The sequence below is a fragment of the Paenibacillus gansuensis genome, assembly GCF_042684925.1.
GTDB classification, from domain to species: domain Bacteria; phylum Bacillota; class Bacilli; order Paenibacillales; family DY6; genus Paenibacillus_N; species Paenibacillus_N gansuensis.
The window spans coordinates 100233-117774 of the sequence record NZ_JBHUME010000011.1 but is presented as its reverse complement, the minus strand read 5'-3'; the positions used below and the strand labels follow the sequence as shown (position 1 = coordinate 117774).

General features: G+C 53.4%; 12 protein-coding genes. 9 read left to right on the top strand and 3 right to left on the bottom strand.

What is annotated here, in order from left to right:
• Position 1 precedes the first annotated feature (1 nt).
• The 4 genes from ACFSUF_RS17875 (at position 2) to ACFSUF_RS17860 (ending at position 5323) form a co-directional block, all read left to right on the top strand.
• The gene (locus tag ACFSUF_RS17875) at positions 2-1516 is read left to right on the top strand and encodes a glycosyltransferase family 39 protein (RefSeq protein ID WP_377604978.1); all 1515 of its coding nucleotides are present in this window, start codon (positions 2-4) and stop codon (positions 1514-1516) included.
• Between the two features lie 113 nt (positions 1517-1629).
• Positions 1630-2802: a hypothetical protein gene (locus ACFSUF_RS17870; RefSeq protein WP_377604976.1), complete on the top strand. Its 1173-nt coding sequence runs from the start codon at positions 1630-1632 to the stop codon at positions 2800-2802.
• A gap of 82 nt (positions 2803-2884) precedes the next feature.
• Complete coding sequence (locus tag ACFSUF_RS17865) at positions 2885-4378, top strand: stalk domain-containing protein (RefSeq protein WP_377604974.1); 1494 nt, start codon at positions 2885-2887, stop codon at positions 4376-4378.
• A gap of 21 nt (positions 4379-4399) precedes the next feature.
• Complete coding sequence (locus ACFSUF_RS17860; RefSeq protein WP_377604972.1) at positions 4400-5323, top strand: FTR1 family iron permease; 924 nt, start codon at positions 4400-4402, stop codon at positions 5321-5323.
• Positions 5324-5607: 284 nt separating this feature from the next.
• Here the strand turns inward: ACFSUF_RS17860 and ACFSUF_RS17855 are convergent, their stop codons facing one another.
• The gene (locus ACFSUF_RS17855; RefSeq protein WP_377604970.1) at positions 5608-7083 is read right to left on the bottom strand and encodes an MDR family MFS transporter; all 1476 of its coding nucleotides are present in this window, start codon (positions 7081-7083) and stop codon (positions 5608-5610) included.
• Between the two features lie 111 nt (positions 7084-7194).
• Between ACFSUF_RS17855 and ACFSUF_RS17850 the strand changes: the two genes are divergently transcribed.
• The 3 genes from ACFSUF_RS17850 to ACFSUF_RS17840 all read left to right on the top strand — a co-directional run bounded on the left by ACFSUF_RS17850 (position 7195) and on the right by ACFSUF_RS17840 (position 10678).
• Positions 7195-7740: a PadR family transcriptional regulator gene (locus ACFSUF_RS17850; protein WP_377604968.1), complete on the top strand. Its 546-nt coding sequence runs from the start codon at positions 7195-7197 to the stop codon at positions 7738-7740.
• 110 nt (positions 7741-7850) lie between these two features.
• Positions 7851-9479, top strand: a complete 1629-nt coding sequence (locus ACFSUF_RS17845; protein WP_377604966.1) for an ABC-F family ATP-binding cassette domain-containing protein — start codon at positions 7851-7853, stop codon at positions 9477-9479.
• Between the two features lie 566 nt (positions 9480-10045).
• The gene (locus ACFSUF_RS17840) at positions 10046-10678 is read left to right on the top strand and encodes a LuxR C-terminal-related transcriptional regulator (protein ID WP_377604964.1); all 633 of its coding nucleotides are present in this window, start codon (positions 10046-10048) and stop codon (positions 10676-10678) included.
• An 89-nt stretch (positions 10679-10767) separates the two neighbouring features.
• Here the strand turns inward: ACFSUF_RS17840 and ACFSUF_RS17835 are convergent, their stop codons facing one another.
• Positions 10768-11520, bottom strand: coding sequence for a YheC/YheD family protein (locus tag ACFSUF_RS17835; RefSeq protein ID WP_377604962.1), 753 nt, complete (start codon positions 11518-11520; stop codon positions 10768-10770).
• A gap of 203 nt (positions 11521-11723) precedes the next feature.
• On the opposite strand from ACFSUF_RS17835, the gene ACFSUF_RS17830 reads away from it, so the two are divergent.
• Both ACFSUF_RS17830 and ACFSUF_RS17825 read left to right on the top strand, forming a co-directional pair.
• Positions 11724-12230 (top strand): hypothetical protein, encoded by a 507-nt coding sequence (locus ACFSUF_RS17830; RefSeq protein ID WP_377604960.1) that lies wholly within the window; start codon positions 11724-11726, stop codon positions 12228-12230.
• 253 nt (positions 12231-12483) lie between these two features.
• The gene (locus ACFSUF_RS17825) at positions 12484-16074 is read left to right on the top strand and encodes a family 10 glycosylhydrolase (protein WP_377604958.1); all 3591 of its coding nucleotides are present in this window, start codon (positions 12484-12486) and stop codon (positions 16072-16074) included.
• Between the two features lie 469 nt (positions 16075-16543).
• Here the strand turns inward: ACFSUF_RS17825 and ACFSUF_RS17820 are convergent, their stop codons facing one another.
• Positions 16544-17542, bottom strand: coding sequence for a zinc-binding dehydrogenase (locus ACFSUF_RS17820; RefSeq protein WP_377604956.1), 999 nt, complete (start codon positions 17540-17542; stop codon positions 16544-16546).

Genomic DNA, 17542 nt, shown 5'->3' with positions numbered 1-17542 from the left:
AATGAAACAAAGAATCGGGAAGGCGGGCGCCGCGGCGGCCGTCTTATTGGCGTTCGGAGCGATGTATGCGTGGAGGTTTCGTTACGCGGGTCCTTTTGCCGGGACTTGGGATACGGTCGATTTTGCAATGGCACTCAGCCGATTCGATCTTCTGGAGATGCAGCCGCATTTTCCGGGATACCCTTATTTCATCCTGGGCGGCATGCTGGTTCATAACTTTGTTGAGAATCCGGCGCGGGCGTTATCCATATTCAACGTGCTCATGAGCCTTTCATCCTGTATACCGGTGTATTGGCTTGCCCGGAGAAAGCTTCCGCCAATTAGTGCGGGCCTTCTATGCTTAGCCGTGCAAGGGCTTAGTTACAATGGCCTCTTGGCGGCGGGACCGATGTCGGAAGGGACAGCGCTCGCCGTGCTATGGTGGTATTTATGGAGCCTCGTTGCAGCAATGGAGAGCCGCAAATGGACCGCCGGGCTGCTTCCGCTGTTCTTGTTCGGGCTGCTGATGGGGGTGCGCCTCTCTTATGCAGCGTTCGGGGCGGGTTTGCTGTTTCCAGCCTATACGGTATGGAAGAGGGGCACCGCAGGGCGGGCAGCAGTCCGTCTTGTCTTCTTGGGCGCAGCAGGCCTTCTGTTTCAGCTGATCTGGATTACCGGTTTAGCTTATACCGAGGGGGGGTATCTGCCCTTTTTCAAGCTGGCCGTTCAGTTTACGGGCGGACATTTCAACGATTGGGGCGGAGCGGTTACTTCTTCCGGGTACGGATTAGGAGAGAGGCTGGTGCAGCTGGCGGTTAATGTGATCTGGGCCGGCGTTCTCGGCTCATCCGTCTGGAGTGCCGTGTTTCTGTTGTGCGCACTGACGGGGGGGCTGCTGATCCGAAAGAATTCGAGTTTCAACCGGGCCTTAGTGAAGCAAAACATGCCAGACCTGATGATGCTTTCCGTCATGGGGCTGTATTTGACATACGCCTATTTTGCACAAAACGTAGACAAGCCCCGCCATATTATGCCTGTGGTCGTCATGGGCGTCTGGTTTGCCGGGGGATGGCTGTTACGCAGGCTGCAGCATCGCCCGGAAGCCCGCCGGCAGCGGGTCAGAACCGCCGCGGGCGCGTCCGCAGCACTGTTCCTCGTGTGCCAGCTTGGGGCGGGAGCGGCTTTGGTCCGCGAACAGTATACGGAGAAACCGGCTTCCTATCAGTTGACGGCCGAACTGGAGCGGATGGAGGCGGAGGAGGGGAATCTTCTCGTCTTTGCATGGGAAGAAGACCGCGTGATGAAATACCTGCAGGCAGGGTTTGAGCACAAGAGAGTATTTACCTGGGACTTTTTCAAAGCTGAGGCCGCAGAGCGCAAAGAAGCGCGTATTTTACTGACGGGGGAAGTCGTACGCGGATTTGAGGAGCAGGGCATCGATATGGCCCCGAATATCCGTAAAATTCGTGAATTCCGATCCAATCAACTGGTGGACCCGGTATATCACTATATTGTTCTTTACGAGTGGATTCCATAAAGCATACAGAAATAGTCAGATTTTTCTTGACAGGTTAATTGAGATTGATTATCATTACCATGGATATGAGAAAAAATGACATGGAAAGACTATTATGAATTGGGGGATCCTTCATGCGTCGCGGGTATATGGTAATGGCGTTTTTGCTGGCCTTGACGATTCTGTTTCCTTCTACAGCGTTCGGGTACTCTTACGGGGATCCGAATCAGGAGGATGTTGCGGAGACGCTGAAGCTGTTAAGCAGCGAGTTAGACAACAATCCTGTGGACTGGAACAAGGTTGCAGAAGTGTATAAGGTCCGTAGAGCGGAAATTTCTTCTCACTTCGGCGCTTCGGTAGCGAATACGCTGGATGCGAATATAAGCAGCAAGGATAAGCAGGCTGTACTGGGTAATTACAAGGCCGTGCTGGTGATGAATCTGAAGCGCAGATTCGATTACGCCAAGAAGGGTATCTCGGATTATGCCCAGGCCAAGCTGCTGCTGGCTAAAGCGCGTGGAACCTTCTCGGTGATGGAGACCTATGTGGAATCGAAGAAGCCGGGTGCTTCCTCCGGCATTTATGCCTCGTTCGATGCAGCATTGGAGGCACTCGGCAATCCGGGGCTGTTCGGAGTAGGCGAGAAAGCCGCCGACCCGAAAACATTCGGCAGTGAGATCGACTCCATCTATGCTGCAGTAAAGCCGCTGTTCCCTTATAAGGAGGCGAAAGCGGAGCCGAAGCCGGAAGTAAAGCAGCCGGCGGCAGGCTCCGGCACGACGGCGACGAAACCGGCTTCTGAACCGAAGCCGGCGCCGGTCCGGAAGCCGGTGCAGGCCGTCAAGCCTGCACCAGCGCCTGCGGCGAAGCCGGACGCAGGGAAACCGGCTGAGCAACCAGCTCAGCCGGGGGAGGACTCGTCCGGCGGGGAAGAAGCTGCGGCGGCGGGCCAGGAGCCGCAGCAGAACGGCGAGGCAACGCCTGCGGAGCAGCCTGCCGAGAGCGGGGCCGCGCCGGAGGCGGCTCCGGCCGTGCCGGCGCCTGAGGCGAAGCCGGGCGGTGACGCGCCAGCGGCGGGCAGCGAGCCCGCGCCGGCGGTAAAGACGCCGGCTGAGCCTGCAGCGGCAGACGCCGGGGAGCCGGCCGCGCAGGCCGGGCTGCAGGGCGAGACGGCAGCGGAGGCGGCCCATGCGCCGATGGCTCGCAGCGAGAAGACGAATCCGCTGGTCAGCGCAGCGGTCATCGGTCTGGTTGCGCTGCTGGCCGGAGCCGGGATCTGGTTCATCTGGAAGAAGAAGCTGCTGTAGGCCCGGATACCTTTTACTGCACAAGAATTATTTATCTATTTAAATTTTCATCAAATAAATCAAATCTAGGGAGATGGAATGTATGCGTAAATTATCTTTGGCTTTATCTTTAGCTCTTACCGTTAGTGCCGTGGGAACAGCGGCAAGCTCCGCTTTTGCTGCGGAAACAGCAGTTGTTACAGCGGCAACGGACGTGTCCGTACAGAAAGCGCAGCTTCAAGCTTTTGCCGATTTGAAAGCATTGTTCACTGACAAGACCGACCTGAACAAATTGAAAGCAGACTACATAGCGAAACTGCAAACGGAAGTCAAAGCTGTAAACCCTGAGATCGACACGAAAATCCTGTTCGCCATCGAGGCTGGCATTTCCGGCGGGTTGTCCGCAGGACAAGTGAAACAGGCTGTAGACAAAGGGCTGCAATGGTATTTCTATGCCGCAGTTACCAATCTGACGAAGACCGATGTGAAGAACGCACTGGACAAAGGTGACGGAGCGGCAGCGCAAGCATCGCTGGATAAAGCTCTGGAATTATTCAATGGCGCTTTGTACCCGACTGCAGGCAAACGGGACACAGGGAATGCGAAGTACGGCGTAAGAACGCAGGATCTTCTCTCCACCGTCGTTGTACCGGGCTTAAAGAAAGCCGTTCAGGACAAAGATGTGCACAGTTACAACCTGTTCCGGCAAATGTTCGACAAGACGCTGATCAAAGTATTCCACCTGGGTGTAGTGGCATATGCGGAGAAAATCCCTACGCTGGCCAATGAAGCGGATGCCAAAATCGGCGTAACCGAGGGCTACTTCTTCTATATGCCGATCGTCGCCTCCCTGAAGGCCGGCAATCAGGAAGCCGCTGAGTCCATTGAGAAGGCATTCGCTTCCGGAGACCCGAAACAGATCGATCCTGCCAAGATCAAACAAGCGTTCATCGCAGCGTTTAACGGCAAAATATCGGGCTATGTCCAAAAGACACTGGTATCGCTGGAGAAGAAAGATCTTCAGGCGGCACAAGTAACGGCTATGGAAGGCAACATGTTCCTGGCTGCGCAGGAAGTTCTTCTAAAAGAACGGCTTGGGGCTGATGCATACAACGCGGCCGTATCCCAAGCTGAAAGTTATTTCAATGCTGTAAAAGCCGGCAGCGCAGAAGAAGCGAAACTGCAGTCTTTCCAAGTTCTGAAACAGCTTGCCCAAGCGGACGGCTTACAGCTGAAGCTGAACACGGATGCCATTACAGTGAACGGGCAAGAAAAGAAAGTAGACGCGAAGTCTTATGTTCATGCCAAAACATTCCGCACTCTGGTACCTACCCGCGTGATTGCAGAGGCCCTGGGCGCTGAAGTATCTTTTGAAAACAGCACGCAGACGGTTGTGATTGTAAAGAACGGCACGGAGATCCGCCTTGCCGTTAACAGCAGCACGGTTGTGAAGAATGGAGAAGCTGATGTGAAACTGAAGCTTGATCAGGCGGTGGAAGTCAAGAGCGGCCGTACCTTTATTCCTCTTCGCGCAGCTGCCGAAATGTTCGGCAATAAAGTGTTCTACAGCAAAGATGAAATTGTCATTGTAAAATAAAATCATGTAGGAGAGACCGAAATGGACCTGCAAGCTTTTCTGATTACCTTCCGTGAAGCGCTGGAAGCGCTGCTGATCGTGGGAATCATTACAACCTATCTGAACCGGACGGACTATGGCAAATGGAAGAAGTGGGTGTGGCTTGGGGTCTTTTTCGGGATCGCTTCGAGCTATCTGGTAGCTTTACTGTTTCAAGTCGTATTTACCGGTTTCGGCACGATGGGCGGTCAAAATTACCTGAAGATCGGCATCATGCTGGTTTCCTGCGGTCTGCTTACCCATATGGTGATGTTCATGGCGAAGCAGAGTGTGGATTTTAAAGGGAAAGTGGAATCAAAGATCGGCGTGATCATTACTTCGGGCAGTATTCTGAATATGGTGGTACATTCGTATCTGGTCGTATTGCGTGAAGGGGTAGAAACGGTGTTCTTCTTCGCCGCCATCAGCGGCGGGGATATCCAAAAGGCGATAGAAAGCTGGGGAGCGCTGCTGGGACTGCTTGCGGCGGTTGTTGTCTCCGTACTGTTTTTCCGCGGTACCCGCAAAGTGCCTCTCGGCCTTTTCTTCCGCATCGTGAGCATGTTTCTGCTAATTATCTCCGCCGGACTGTTCGTGCAGGCGATAGGCATTCTGCAGGACCTGGGCTTGATGGGGACCTTGTACCGCACTTCCGGAGGCGAAATCGGGGAAATTTACAACCTGACTTGGCTAATGCCGGAACATCCGCTGGATTACGAACAATATTTGCGCGACGCCGGCCAGGCACCGCTGCTAAGCGGGCAGATCGGCATCTTCTTTAAAGCGTTTCTGGGCTATACTCAGAACCCGTCATTAGAGGAGTTTCTGCTGTACTGGCTGTATTACGCTGGGGTATTGGCGCTGCTGATCCGGGAGAAGCAAAAGCACTTCAGGCAAGCTGCCGCCACGGCTCCAGTGAACATTTAGAACGTGTCGGTGTACGGCATGTTATCTGTAAGGTAACCAATTTCCATATTCCGCTGCCGAATTTCCTTATTTGGGCACTCTTCTCGAGAAAAAGGGTTTTTAATGAGACTGAAATTCCTTATCGCGTCGCGGAGGTGTCGTATTATGGTAAATCGGTTACCATAACCGGGCGCTCCGGATACGAGTGAAAAGCCTGGTACTGCTGCCGGGCACCTTGCAGCGGTTCAACGAGGATAACAAAGAGGACGTTTTTCCTTTTCAGGGGAGAACGTCCTCTTTGGCATTTACATAGCAGCGGCTTTCGCGGCCTGCTTCCGCACCAGCAGCGCCAGCGGCAGCCCGATCACCACGATGATCGTGGCGATGAAATACACGTCGTTCACGCTCATCGTGAACGCCTTGGCCTGCACCGCCGGGCTGACGCCGCCCGCCGCTTCAGCGAGCTCCTGCGTATACGTCACGGTGCGTGACGACAGCAGGGAGGTGAACAGCGCGATGGAGAACGAACCGCACGCGTTGCGTACCCAGTTCGACATCGCCGTGGCGTGGCCCGAGAGCTCCCGGGGGATCTGCTCCATGCCCGCATTGCTGGCAGGCATCGTCGAAAGCGCGATCCCGAGGTTCCTCACGATCATCCACACGATAATATAGTTGTGGCTGATCGAGACGTTCAGCCAGCTGAGGGCAAGGGTACCGATGCCCATCAGCACGACGCCGGCCGAGATGAGTAACCTCGGCCCGAGCGAGCCGTAAAGCTTGCCGACCAGCGGCATGGACAACGCCATGGCCAGGGACGCCGGCAGCAGAATCAGGCCGGTATCGAGCGGCGTGACCTGCTGAATATTTTGCAGGAATAACGGGGTTAAGAAGGAACCTGAGTATAGACTGATCGTAATAATACTGTTAATAATTAATGTGATGGTGTACCTGGAGCTTTTGAACACACGCACATTCAACAAAGGTTCTTTCACAATAAGCTCGCGCCAGATAAAGATACCCAGCAGGATCAGGCCGCCGATGAGCAGGATCAGCGTTTTGCCTGACGACCAGCCCCAAGCGTGGCCTTTGCTGAACGAAATCAGAATCGCCAGACTTGCGCCGATAACGGTAACGAAGCCGATGGCGTCGAACGACTTGGGCACATGCATCCGATAGTAAGGTATCAGGCGGGATGCCATAATACAAGCGACAATTCCTAAAGGAATGTTGACGATGAACAGCCAGTGCCAACTGGAAATTTCAATGATATATCCGGCAAGGGTAGGTCCGAGGGCCGGAGCCAGCATAGCGGACAAGGACCACAGGGAGATGGCCATCGCGCGTTTCTCTACCGGAACGACCTGAAAAATAATCGTCATCGTCGCAGGCATAACCAACCCGCTGAAGATACCCTGAATGATACGGAAGACAACCAGCGAAGTGGCGTCCCAAGCGATAGCGCACAAGAACGAGGCTATGGTGAAACCGACCAAAGAGGCAAGGTAAACCCACTTATAACTGAACCGGTCTCCGAGGAAGCCTGTAATCGGAGCAACCGCTCCCGTAGCCAGCATGAAGCCGGTGATGGTCCACTGAAGTACCGTTAAATCTGCTTTCAATTCGTGAATCAAGACAGGGATGGCAATATTAATGGTACTAATACTGAGTGTACAAACAAATGATCCAATGAAAATGGCGAACATAAAGGGCCAAAATCTAGTCTGCTGAATCGCCTGAGCGGCGGAGGCAGCTTCCTTGCTGCTTTCTATAGGTGAACTCATGGATTCCTCCGGGTCATGATTTTGAATTACGGCGTTACAAATGATACTATTCCATGAGGGATATGTCAAACGTTACATAAGCGAAATAGATGAGCAATAGGGGGTTCTTTTATGAACATTTTATCTTACGGACTGCTTGGCCTTCTCGCAAGAGAACCGCGTTCCGGTTATGATTTAACGCAGTATATTAAACCGTTTTGGCCGGCCAAACACAGTCAGATCTATCCCTTACTCGGCAAAATGGAACATGACGGCTACCTAACCTTCGATCTGATCAGGCAATCCGATAAGCCCGACAAGAAAATTTATACGATCACTTCAAAAGGCATAGAAGAGCTGAAGCGCTGGATCGACGAGCCGACATCGGATCCGGTCAACCGGGATGAAATGATGTTGAAAGCCTACTCCATTTGGCTGACGGACCCGGAGAAGGCGATACGCTTATTTGAGGAACGCGAGAAAATGCACGCGGAACGAGCGGTATATTATGAATCTTTGCTTGTGAAGCTCAAAGAGGACGATCAAGGAGAACAACGTTATCTTTCTCCGGGTGTGCCTACGTTCAGCAGATATATTTTGCTCACCAAAGCGCTGACCGATTCCAAAAATGCCGTAGAATGGTGCCAATGGGTGCTCTCCATGTTAAAAAAAGGATAAAACCGATCTTTCGCGTGTATGCACGTTTCGATGTGGGCATAAATATGCTATAATTTGAGTTTGAGCGACCTAACTATTCATATTTTTATATAAAGGCGGTATGCATTTACATGATTAGCACTAGCGGAGTTACGCTGCGTTACGGCAAGCGTCCCCTGTTTGAAGACGTGAACATCAAGTTCACGCCCGGCAACTGTTACGGCCTCATCGGCGCGAACGGTGCAGGGAAATCGACGTTCCTTAAGATTCTGTCCGGTGAGATCGAACCGAATTCGGGCGAAGTCCATATCGGCCCGAGCGAGAGATTGTCCGTTCTGAAGCAGAACCATTACGAGTATGATGAGTTTACGGTTCTGAAGACTGTCATCATGGGCAACAAGCGTCTCTATCAGATTATGGAGGAGAAAGACGCGCTTTATGCTAAAACGGAATTTACCGAAGATGACGGCATGCGTGCCGGCGAGCTGGAAGGCGAATTCGCGGAGCTGAACGGCTGGGATGCGGAGCCGGAAGCCGGCGAGCTTTTGATCGGTCTTGGCATTTCGCGCGAGCTGCATGACAAGAAGATGGCGGAGCTGGACGGCAACGAGAAGATCCGCGTCTTGCTGGCGCAGGCTTTGTTTGGCCGCCCGAGCATTTTGCTGCTGGATGAGCCGACGAACCATTTGGACCTGCGGTCCATCCAATGGCTGGAGAACTTCCTCATGGACTACGAAGGCACCGTTATCGTGGTATCCCATGACCGTCACTTCCTGAATAAAGTGTGTACGCACATTGCGGACATCGACTTCGGCAAAATCCAGATGTACGTCGGCAACTACGACTTCTGGTACGAGTCTTCCCAACTGGCGCTTGCGTTAACCCGCGATGCCAACAAGAAGAAAGAAGAGAAGATCAAGGAGCTTCAAGCGTTTATCCAGCGTTTCAGCGCGAACGCTTCGAAATCCAAGCAGGCGACTTCCCGTAAGAAACAGCTGGATAAGATCCAACTGGACGATATCCGTCCTTCCAACCGGAAGTACCCGTTCATTAACTTTAAACCGGATCGCGATGCGGGCAAGCAGCTGCTGACGATCGAGAATATCTCGAAGAACGTGGAAGGCGAGCAGGCGCTGAACAATCTGAACCTGGTTGTGAATACGGGAGACAAGATTGCTTTTGTCGGGCCGAACAGCTTGCCGAAGACTACGTTGTTCCAAATTGTAATGGGCGAAATTGAACCGGATGCCGGCGAATACAAATGGGGCGTTACGACTTCCCAGGCGTATTTCCCGAAAGACAACTCCGCCTACTTCGACGGCGTGCAACTGAACCTTGTTGAATGGCTGCGCCAATACTCCAAGGATCAGGATGAGACGTTCCTGCGCGGCTTCCTGGGCCGTATGCTGTTCTCCGGCGAGGAAGCGCTGAAGAAAGCAAGCGTCCTGTCCGGGGGCGAGAAAGTTCGCTGCATGCTTTCGAAGATGATGCTGAACGGCGCCAACGTGCTCATTCTGGATGAGCCAACGAATCACTTGGACCTGGAGTCCATCACGGCGCTGAACAACGGGCTGATCGACACCGACTGCACGATCCTGTTCACATCGCATGACCATCAGTTCATCCAAACGATCGCGAACCGCATCGTTGAAATCACGCCGAACGGGATCATCGACCGTCAAATGACGTACGACGAGTACCTCGAGAGCGACGAGATCCAAGCGCTGCGCGCCTCGATGGGTGTAACGGAAAAGCTGTAATTATATAGTAGTAGTTTAAAACCCGTCACCTATATGGTGGCGGGTTTTTTGTTTGGAAGGGACGCTGGGGCAGCGGACATTGGCAGCCGGAACAGTGAGGCTAAGCTTAGTTTGGCTGTCGCGAACACCGTGGGAGTACTGGAAGGTTGCGAAACCGGTGCTGCTGTCAGGACCCTTGCTCGCTAACGAACCGTACACACCTTATTTCCGCAAAAATTCGGCTTTATTCGTTCTAACGAACTCAGGACACCTTATTTCTTCCAAATCATGCCCATTCGCCCTCATTCGAGGTAAATAGCGATTGTAGGATTCGTTACAATGGGAAACGCATCTTTTTTGAACAAATAACGATTGTGGAGTTCGTTAGAAGCAGAGGGTATAAGGTAGCATCAATTTGTATAACTTCCGTTCCTCGACACCATACGCCAAAAAAAGAAGCTATTCCGGTTACAGTTTTTTACAAACTTTTTCCGCGGGAAGAGGTAGGATACTAGGTAGAGTGGCAGACGGATGGACAAGCGCGGGGAGGGGCACTCTCATTTTAGTGAAATTACGGGAGGGTTCCGATGAGAAAAATTGCGATAGCTGATACATTTCCCATCGTCAGGCGGGGGATTATGGGGGTCGTTTCGGCTCAGCCGGATCTGGAAGTTGTGGGGGAAGCGGGATCGGAGCAGGAGCTGTTTCTGCTTTTGATCAGGCATAAGCCCGATATATGCATCATTGGGACACCTTTTCACGGAGAGAGCGGGCTTGAGGTGGTCCGGCGAATGAAGGCCAGAGGGCTTCAAACCCAATGGATTTGCATTGAAGCCCAGCCGGGGGAGCAGCAAGTAAGTCCGATTGACCTTATGAATGTGAACGGGTACTTGCTGAAGGAGGCGCTACCGGAAGAACTGGTGTATACGATCCGGATGGTGCAGCGGGGGCGGAAGCATTTTGATGCGGGCTTGCTGGAGAAGAAGGTGCGCGAGGGAGCCCATACGTTCGAGGAGCTTTCGTTTAAGGAAAAAGAAGTGCTGGGTCTCATCGGTCTCGGCCTCAATAACAAGGCGATTGCCGTGAGGCTGTTTATATCCGAATATCTCGTTATGAGGTATGTCAGCGAAATTCTGGCCAAGTTGAATCTTCCAGACCGTGCGCAGGCCGCGGCTTATGCGAAGTCCAAGGGGATTGTGCGGTATGGGAGAACTTCGTAAATAATATTGAATTTACATTCGAGTCCAATTACACGCAAGCTAAAAAAAACTATATAGAAGCCGTCTTCCGATCGGGAAGACGGCTTTCTTTATGATCGCCGCCCGTACTGCTTGGCGTAATCACGAATCCGGTTGTATATTTTCTTGTGGCTGATTTTCAGGGGGTAATATTGAGGCCTCGTATTAACTTCTAAAATCCACAACCTCCCCTTTGGCGTCATAGCCACGTCCAAACCCAGCTCGCGGAAGCGGCGGTGCTTCCGGCTGAACACCTTGCCTGCAGCCACGCCCAGTTGGCGGAGCTGGGCTTTTTTATGCCGGACAGCGGCCCGGCGGAAGCCCGCACCGGACAATGCAGCTTCGACCGTCCCGACCGTCCCGCCCTGGTTATAGTTGGTGGCTACTTTGCCGGGATGGCCGATTTTGGTGAAGAGGCCCGAGTTTATCCAGTTGCCGTAATTGGTCTTTTGCATCATCACACGGATGTCAAAAGAGCGGCCATGGACTTTAGCCAGCCGAATTCCTTTTTGCAGCAAAAAAGAGTTGCCCTTTGAGAAGCTCCTTAAATACCGATACAGCATTTGGCGGTCCCTGTGGGTGGTGACGGTGAAGTTGTACTTGCTTTGCCAACCTTGTCTGGTCTTTTTTAAGCGAACGATCCGTTGTCCGCCCGTACCCCCGGTAGGCTTGAAATATACTAACCGGTAATGGTTCAGCATCGTATCCAAGTTGGATTTGGTGAACAGCGATGTATGTGGTATATGCCTTCTTAATGTGCGGTTTTGCCTGAGCCACTTCGTTTTGGTCCACTTGCTCCTTACGGAACGGCTGGAATAGGTCACGATCGCATACCTCCTCATACTCCATGCTTATGCCGAGGGATGAATGCCTGTCAGTGCGGTTGCCCAGCTTGGTCTAAATGCTTTTTGCCGCTGAGTCATCGGTCGCTGGACGGAGAAAAAGATTTGTCCCCGGTAGGAGGAAGTTCTTCCTGAATGTGTTATTCTTTACTTAAAGAGTGAATTGTTTAGGAGGAAAAGTTCTAATGAACCCAAGATCACTATTTGGTATTGTGTTAATGCTGGTTGGTGTTTTTTTATTTGTAAATAACGGGGCGGAGTTTGGGACGGGGGATGTATTTGCCTATTTCTGGCCGAGTATCTTCGTTCTGCCGTTGGCATTCTTCTTCCATTGGCTGTATTTCGGCGTGACCGGGCGGAAAGGCGTGGGGCTGCTGGTTCCGGGAGGCATTCTGCTGACGGTGGGCGTAGTGTGCCAAATTTCCATGCTGTTTGATAATTGGGAGTATACGTGGCCTGGGTTTATTTTGGCGCCGGCGGTCGGACTGTTGGAGTTGTACTGGTTCGGTGGTCGGAATAAATATTTGCTGATTCCCATCAATATTCTGGGTGCCGTTTCGCTGGTGTTCTTCGGGATCTTCTCGATCAGCACGGTGATAAATCAGTTAACGGGACAGCCTTTCATCGCGATCCTTATGATCCTGGTGGGCGGGCTGGCACTCATCGGCGGAGGACGGAAACAGGAGATGTAGCGGCATACAACGGGAAGGGCTCAAGGGAGCCCTTTTTTTGTTGGTTGGGGAAATAAAATTTTATTATGAAATAAAATTTTGAATTATGTATTGTAAACTGAAATATTATTTATTACACTGAATGGGAAGCAACTGGAGATGCACTCAAGTACATAGAGGGGAGTGGTACACGGTCTGCCTAATGGCGGTGTAGAATTTGCTCAAAAAAGGTACATGACTACCGTAAGGCCAACTTGAAAAAGGATGTGAAGAAATGTCCGTTTCCTTTCCCGTTCGAAGTTTGCGAAAAACCCTATCAGTAACAACCGCTCTTATACTTACGCTCAACACTTTCACAGCCACTTTTGAAAGCGCTTTACCAAGAGCTTATGCCGCTGATGCTGCTGCTCCTGCCCTTGTCGAGGGGTTTGAGTCGCTGGTTCAACTGGCGCCCTCCTCAGCAAGAGCTAACAGTGTGAAGCTGGACCCGTTGTCCCGGCCTGAGCCTGTGCTTTATGGCTATGGGGCTGCCAAGCTGGACTATGATTTTACAGGTACGATCGGCACTTCGGCCGCTTACATTAACTTCAAAGACCCGGACGGCACGGCGGGGCGGTCCATTCCCGGAAATCCGGTGAAGCTGGGCGTGTGGGTATACGGCGATGCGGGCAATCACTGGCTGCGCGCAGTGGTGCGTGACAGCGCGGGCAAAGTGTCCACGCTGGACATCACGGCAAGCAACGGCTTGAGCTGGACCGGCTGGAAATACGTCACGGTCGCTGTCCCTAGCACCGTGGTTTACCCGATTAAACTGACGCAGCTGTATATCGTAGAGACCAAGGATACGAACAAAAACAGCGGCAGGCTGTATTTCGATCAGCTCAGCGCCATGTATGCGGATACCCCGATCGCCGCGCTGGACATTGCCGGCTTAACGCCGCTCCAAGCGGGAACGACGGGAAAAGCCTCGGTATTCCAGACATCGAACGGCAGTGTAGAGCCGGCGCTGATTGAGAGCGGCGTGACTTTTCGCAGTTCTGACGAGCAAGTGGCGACGGTTGGCCCCGACGGCACCGTACAAGCGCTGCAGCCGGGCATGGTAACGGTCACGGCTGATTATGCCGGCGCTCCGCAGGCTGTCTACAACTTGAACGTGACAGCGGATAAGCCGCTGCCGGCCAAGCTGGAAGTGACGGCGCTGACGAAGCTGGAAGCGGGGACCGCCAGCAAGGTGAAAGCTTACGCGACCTATGCTGGTTTGACGGAGCCGGTTGCGGTTCTGCAGGGCGCTGTCTTCACAAGCAGCAATCCGGCGGTAGCTTTTATCGACGCGGCAGGGGGGTTGAAGGCGCTGAAAGCCGGTACGTCGACCATTACGGTGACTTATGAAGGGGTTTCTACTTCCTACCTGCTCACGATTAGCGAACCGGTACCGGTTTTGCAGCGTATCGACCTGCTCGGCTTGAACTCGCTGACGATCGGGGACACGCTGAAGCCTAAGGTAACAGGCACCTATACGTGGTTGACCGAACCGGTGGAACTGACCAGCGGCGTGCAGTTTACCAGCAGTAACCCGGCGGCAGCTTCGGTAGCGGCTGACGGCACGTTAACGGCACTGGCTGTAGGGGCAACGCGCATTACAGCAACCTATGGCGGGAAAACCAGCAGCTACTACCTTACGGTGAATAAGCAGCAGGCAGCGCCAAAGCGCGAAATGCGGGCAGCTTGGATCGCAACCGTCGATAACGTAGACTGGCCGGCGAAAGGCGTCGTCACCGAGGCCGAGCAAAAAGCCTCCTTCATCGCGATGCTGGACCAGATGGAGTCGGCGGGAATTAACGCGGTAATTATGCAGGTGAAGCCGACGTCGGATTCTTTTTACCCTTCGCAGTATGGCCCTTGGTCCGAATGGTTGACGGGAGTCCAGGGCAAAGATCCGGGATATAATCCGCTGGCCTTCATGCTGGAAGAAGTGCACAAGCGCAACATGGAGTTCCACGCCTGGTTCAACCCGTACCGCATCAGCCTTCAAAGCGATGTCACCAAGCTGACGGCGGACCATCCGGCTCGTCTTCATCCGGATTGGGTTGTGAGCTACGGCGGCAAGTTGTACTATAACCCGGGTGTTCCTGCGGCGAAAGCTTTTATCCAGGACAGCATTATGGAAGTGGTCAACGGGTATGACATCGATGCGGTGCATTTTGACGACTATTTCTACCCTTATCCTGTAACCGGTGTGGATTTCCCCGATGATGCGCAGTATCAGCAGTATGGTGCGGGTTTTGCGAACAAAGCGGACTGGCGCCGGAATAATGTAAATACGTTCGTTCAGGAGATTTCAGCTAAAATCAAACAGGCCAAGAGCCATGTTAAATTCGGTATCAGCCCGTTCGGCATCTGGAAGAACAAAAGCACCGACCCGGCCGGCTCGGACACGAACGGCTTGAGCAGTTACGACGCAATTTACGCGGATTCCAAAAAGTGGATTGACGAAGAGTGGATCGACTATATTACTCCGCAGATTTACTGGTACCTGGGTTACTCCCCGGCGGCTTATGACAAGTTGACCGAATGGTGGAGCGGGGCGGTCCAGGGCAAACATGTTCAACTGTACAGCGGGCAGGCCATCTACCGCATCGGATCGGGAGACGGTTGGATGAGCCCGGATGAGGTGCCCAATCAGATCAAGTACAACCGCAATTTTGAGAATGTGCAGGGAAGTATGTTCTTTAGCGCAAAATGGTTCGCCGAAAACCCGCTGGGCTTTACGGACCGGTTGAAACATGACTTGTACCGTTACCCTGCGCTGGTTCCTGCGATGCCTTGGATAGACAGTGCGGCTCCCGCTGCGGCTGTGGTGGAATCGGCTGTAAGCCGCGGAGCTGCAGGTGTCGAGCTGAAATGGAAGGATGCGGCAGGATCGGATGCGGCTTATTATGTGGTGTACCGTTTTGACGGGAATACGGCTGGAGCGTTGGATGATCCGTCCCGTATCGTCGGGAAGGTTCGGCGGGCTGCGGATGCGGCGAACGGCGTGTTCGTTGATACTTCGGCAGTGGAGGGACAGCAGTACACTTATGTCGTAACGGCGGTTGACCGTCTGCATAATGAAAGCGGTGCTAGTAACAGTGTTACTTTGACGAATACTCCGGACGTAACGGCACCTGTAACTTGGGCTGTAGTGTCGGGCAAGAAACAGGGTGACTGGTATGGCTCCGCGGTGTCGGTTGCGTTCACTGCGACGGATGAGTTGTCCGGGGTAGCTGTAACCGAAGTAAGCGTAGACGGCGGTGTGACTTGGCAGGTTCATGGGAACGGTGAAGCGGTGACTTTAGGTGCGGAAGGAAAGCATACGGTGTTGTACCGCTCGGTTGACGCGGCCGGGAACAGGGAAGAGGCGAAGTCTGTTGCAGTCGCGATCGACTTGGCCGCGCCGGTGGTCAAAATCAGCGGCGTCGGCGGCGTATACACCGTAGATCAGACGGTGAAGATTACTTGTACCGCAGCGGATGCCGTTTCCGGCGTGGCAAGCGATTCGTGCGGCGCGGCTTTGGTGGATGCGCCGGCGTATGAGCTGGGCGTGGGACGCCATGCTGTTACCGCGACAGCGACGGATGCCGCAGGGCATGTCGGCACAGCTTCGGCGGAGTACGAGGTAGTGGTCACGATTGACAGCCTTGCTGCTCTAACGAAACGGTTCGTAACGGGAGCCGGTGCTGACCGGGTGGCAGCCTCGCTTGTGAAGAAGCTGGAGATGAAAAAGTACGATGATTACATCGCAGAAGTACGCTCTTATGCGGGCAAGCGGTTAACGGCTAAGCAGGCGGAACTGCTTGCCGGTTTGGCGGCTGTGCTGAAGCGATAACATAAAGGAGCTGTCCCCAGAGTTGTTGTAACTCTGTAGGGCAGCTCCTTTTCCATTTCATGCGGTCCCCTGCCACGGGCGTTGGCTCGAAAGTTGTAAAACGTACAACATATTTTAGGTGTTTTCGCACCTAAAAGTGATCATGTTGCACGATATACAACAATCTGTGCTCCAAACGTGCGGTAGGACTCCAAATTGTTGTAGAATATGCAACATTCGGCCGTTTGAGGGTCAAATCGGTCACAAATGTTGTAAAAAATACAACATTCTCATACTGCATGCTCGGCACAAACCTGGTTAACCTCAAGAGCACTCAAAGAACACACTAAACCTTTATCCCGCCCCGGTACCAACAGCAGCTAAATCGAAAACTCTACCCGACAGGCACCAACAAAATCCACCCGCTGGCCAACAACAGCAACTTAGTCAGTAACTCTCCCCGCAGGCCGGCAGCAACTTAGTCAGTAACTCACCGCCCCGGCACCAACAGCACCTTGCCCGCACTCATGTTGGCTTCATAGTAGGCGATGGCCTCCATTGCCTGGCTAAGCGGATAGGTGCGGCTGATGTCGGTCTGGATTTCACTGCCGATCCATTTGTTCATTGCCGATTGCAGCGAAAGCATACTGAAGATCGACTGTTCCTTCACCCAGTCGACGGCCCAGAAGCCGCGGACGCTTTTGCGGTGGAACACGATCTGGTCGGCATCGGCCGTCGTGACGGGATCTGCCGAAAGCAGGCCGTACTGATAAAGTGTCGAACCGTCCGGCATGGCGGTCAGCACGCGGCCTGCGAGCGAGCCGCCGACGGCGTCGAAGCTGACGGCAGCTTTTAGCTCGGAGGCCAGCCGCCGCAGTTCCGCATCAAAATCAGCCGATTCGCTGTTAACGACGTGCACCGCACCCAGACCTCGCAGTGTTTCCGCCTGTGATTCCCGGCGCACGACGCTGATGACCTGCACGCCCATATGCGGCGCGATCCTCACCAGCAGTTTACCTACGGCACTGGCACCTGCAGTGTGAACTACAGCTGGCGACTTGTGCTTTTGGGCAGTGCGGAGAATGGCTATGGCGCTAAGCGGGTTCACGAAGAACACCGCGCCCTGCTCATCCGACACACCCTTCGGCAAAGGCATACACGCCATAGCGTCCACCTTGATGTATTCCGCCCAAGCCCCGCATGCCGCACCCGCAAAAGCGACCCGCTTGCCTTTCAGCCTGCGGGCAAACAGGCTGTTGCCTGCTTCTACCACAGTACCGCTGCCTTCGATGCCGCCTATACAAGGAAGCGGCAGCTTCACGCCATAGTTCCCCTCAATAAATAGAAGATCGGACGGATTGATCGAACTGCAGCTCACGCGAATGAGCACCTCGTTATTGCTAATGACGGGGACTGGAGCCTCGCCTACGCGGAGGGAGGTAATCCCTTCGTATCCGGTTACATGAATAGCCTGCATTGTCTGATTCAA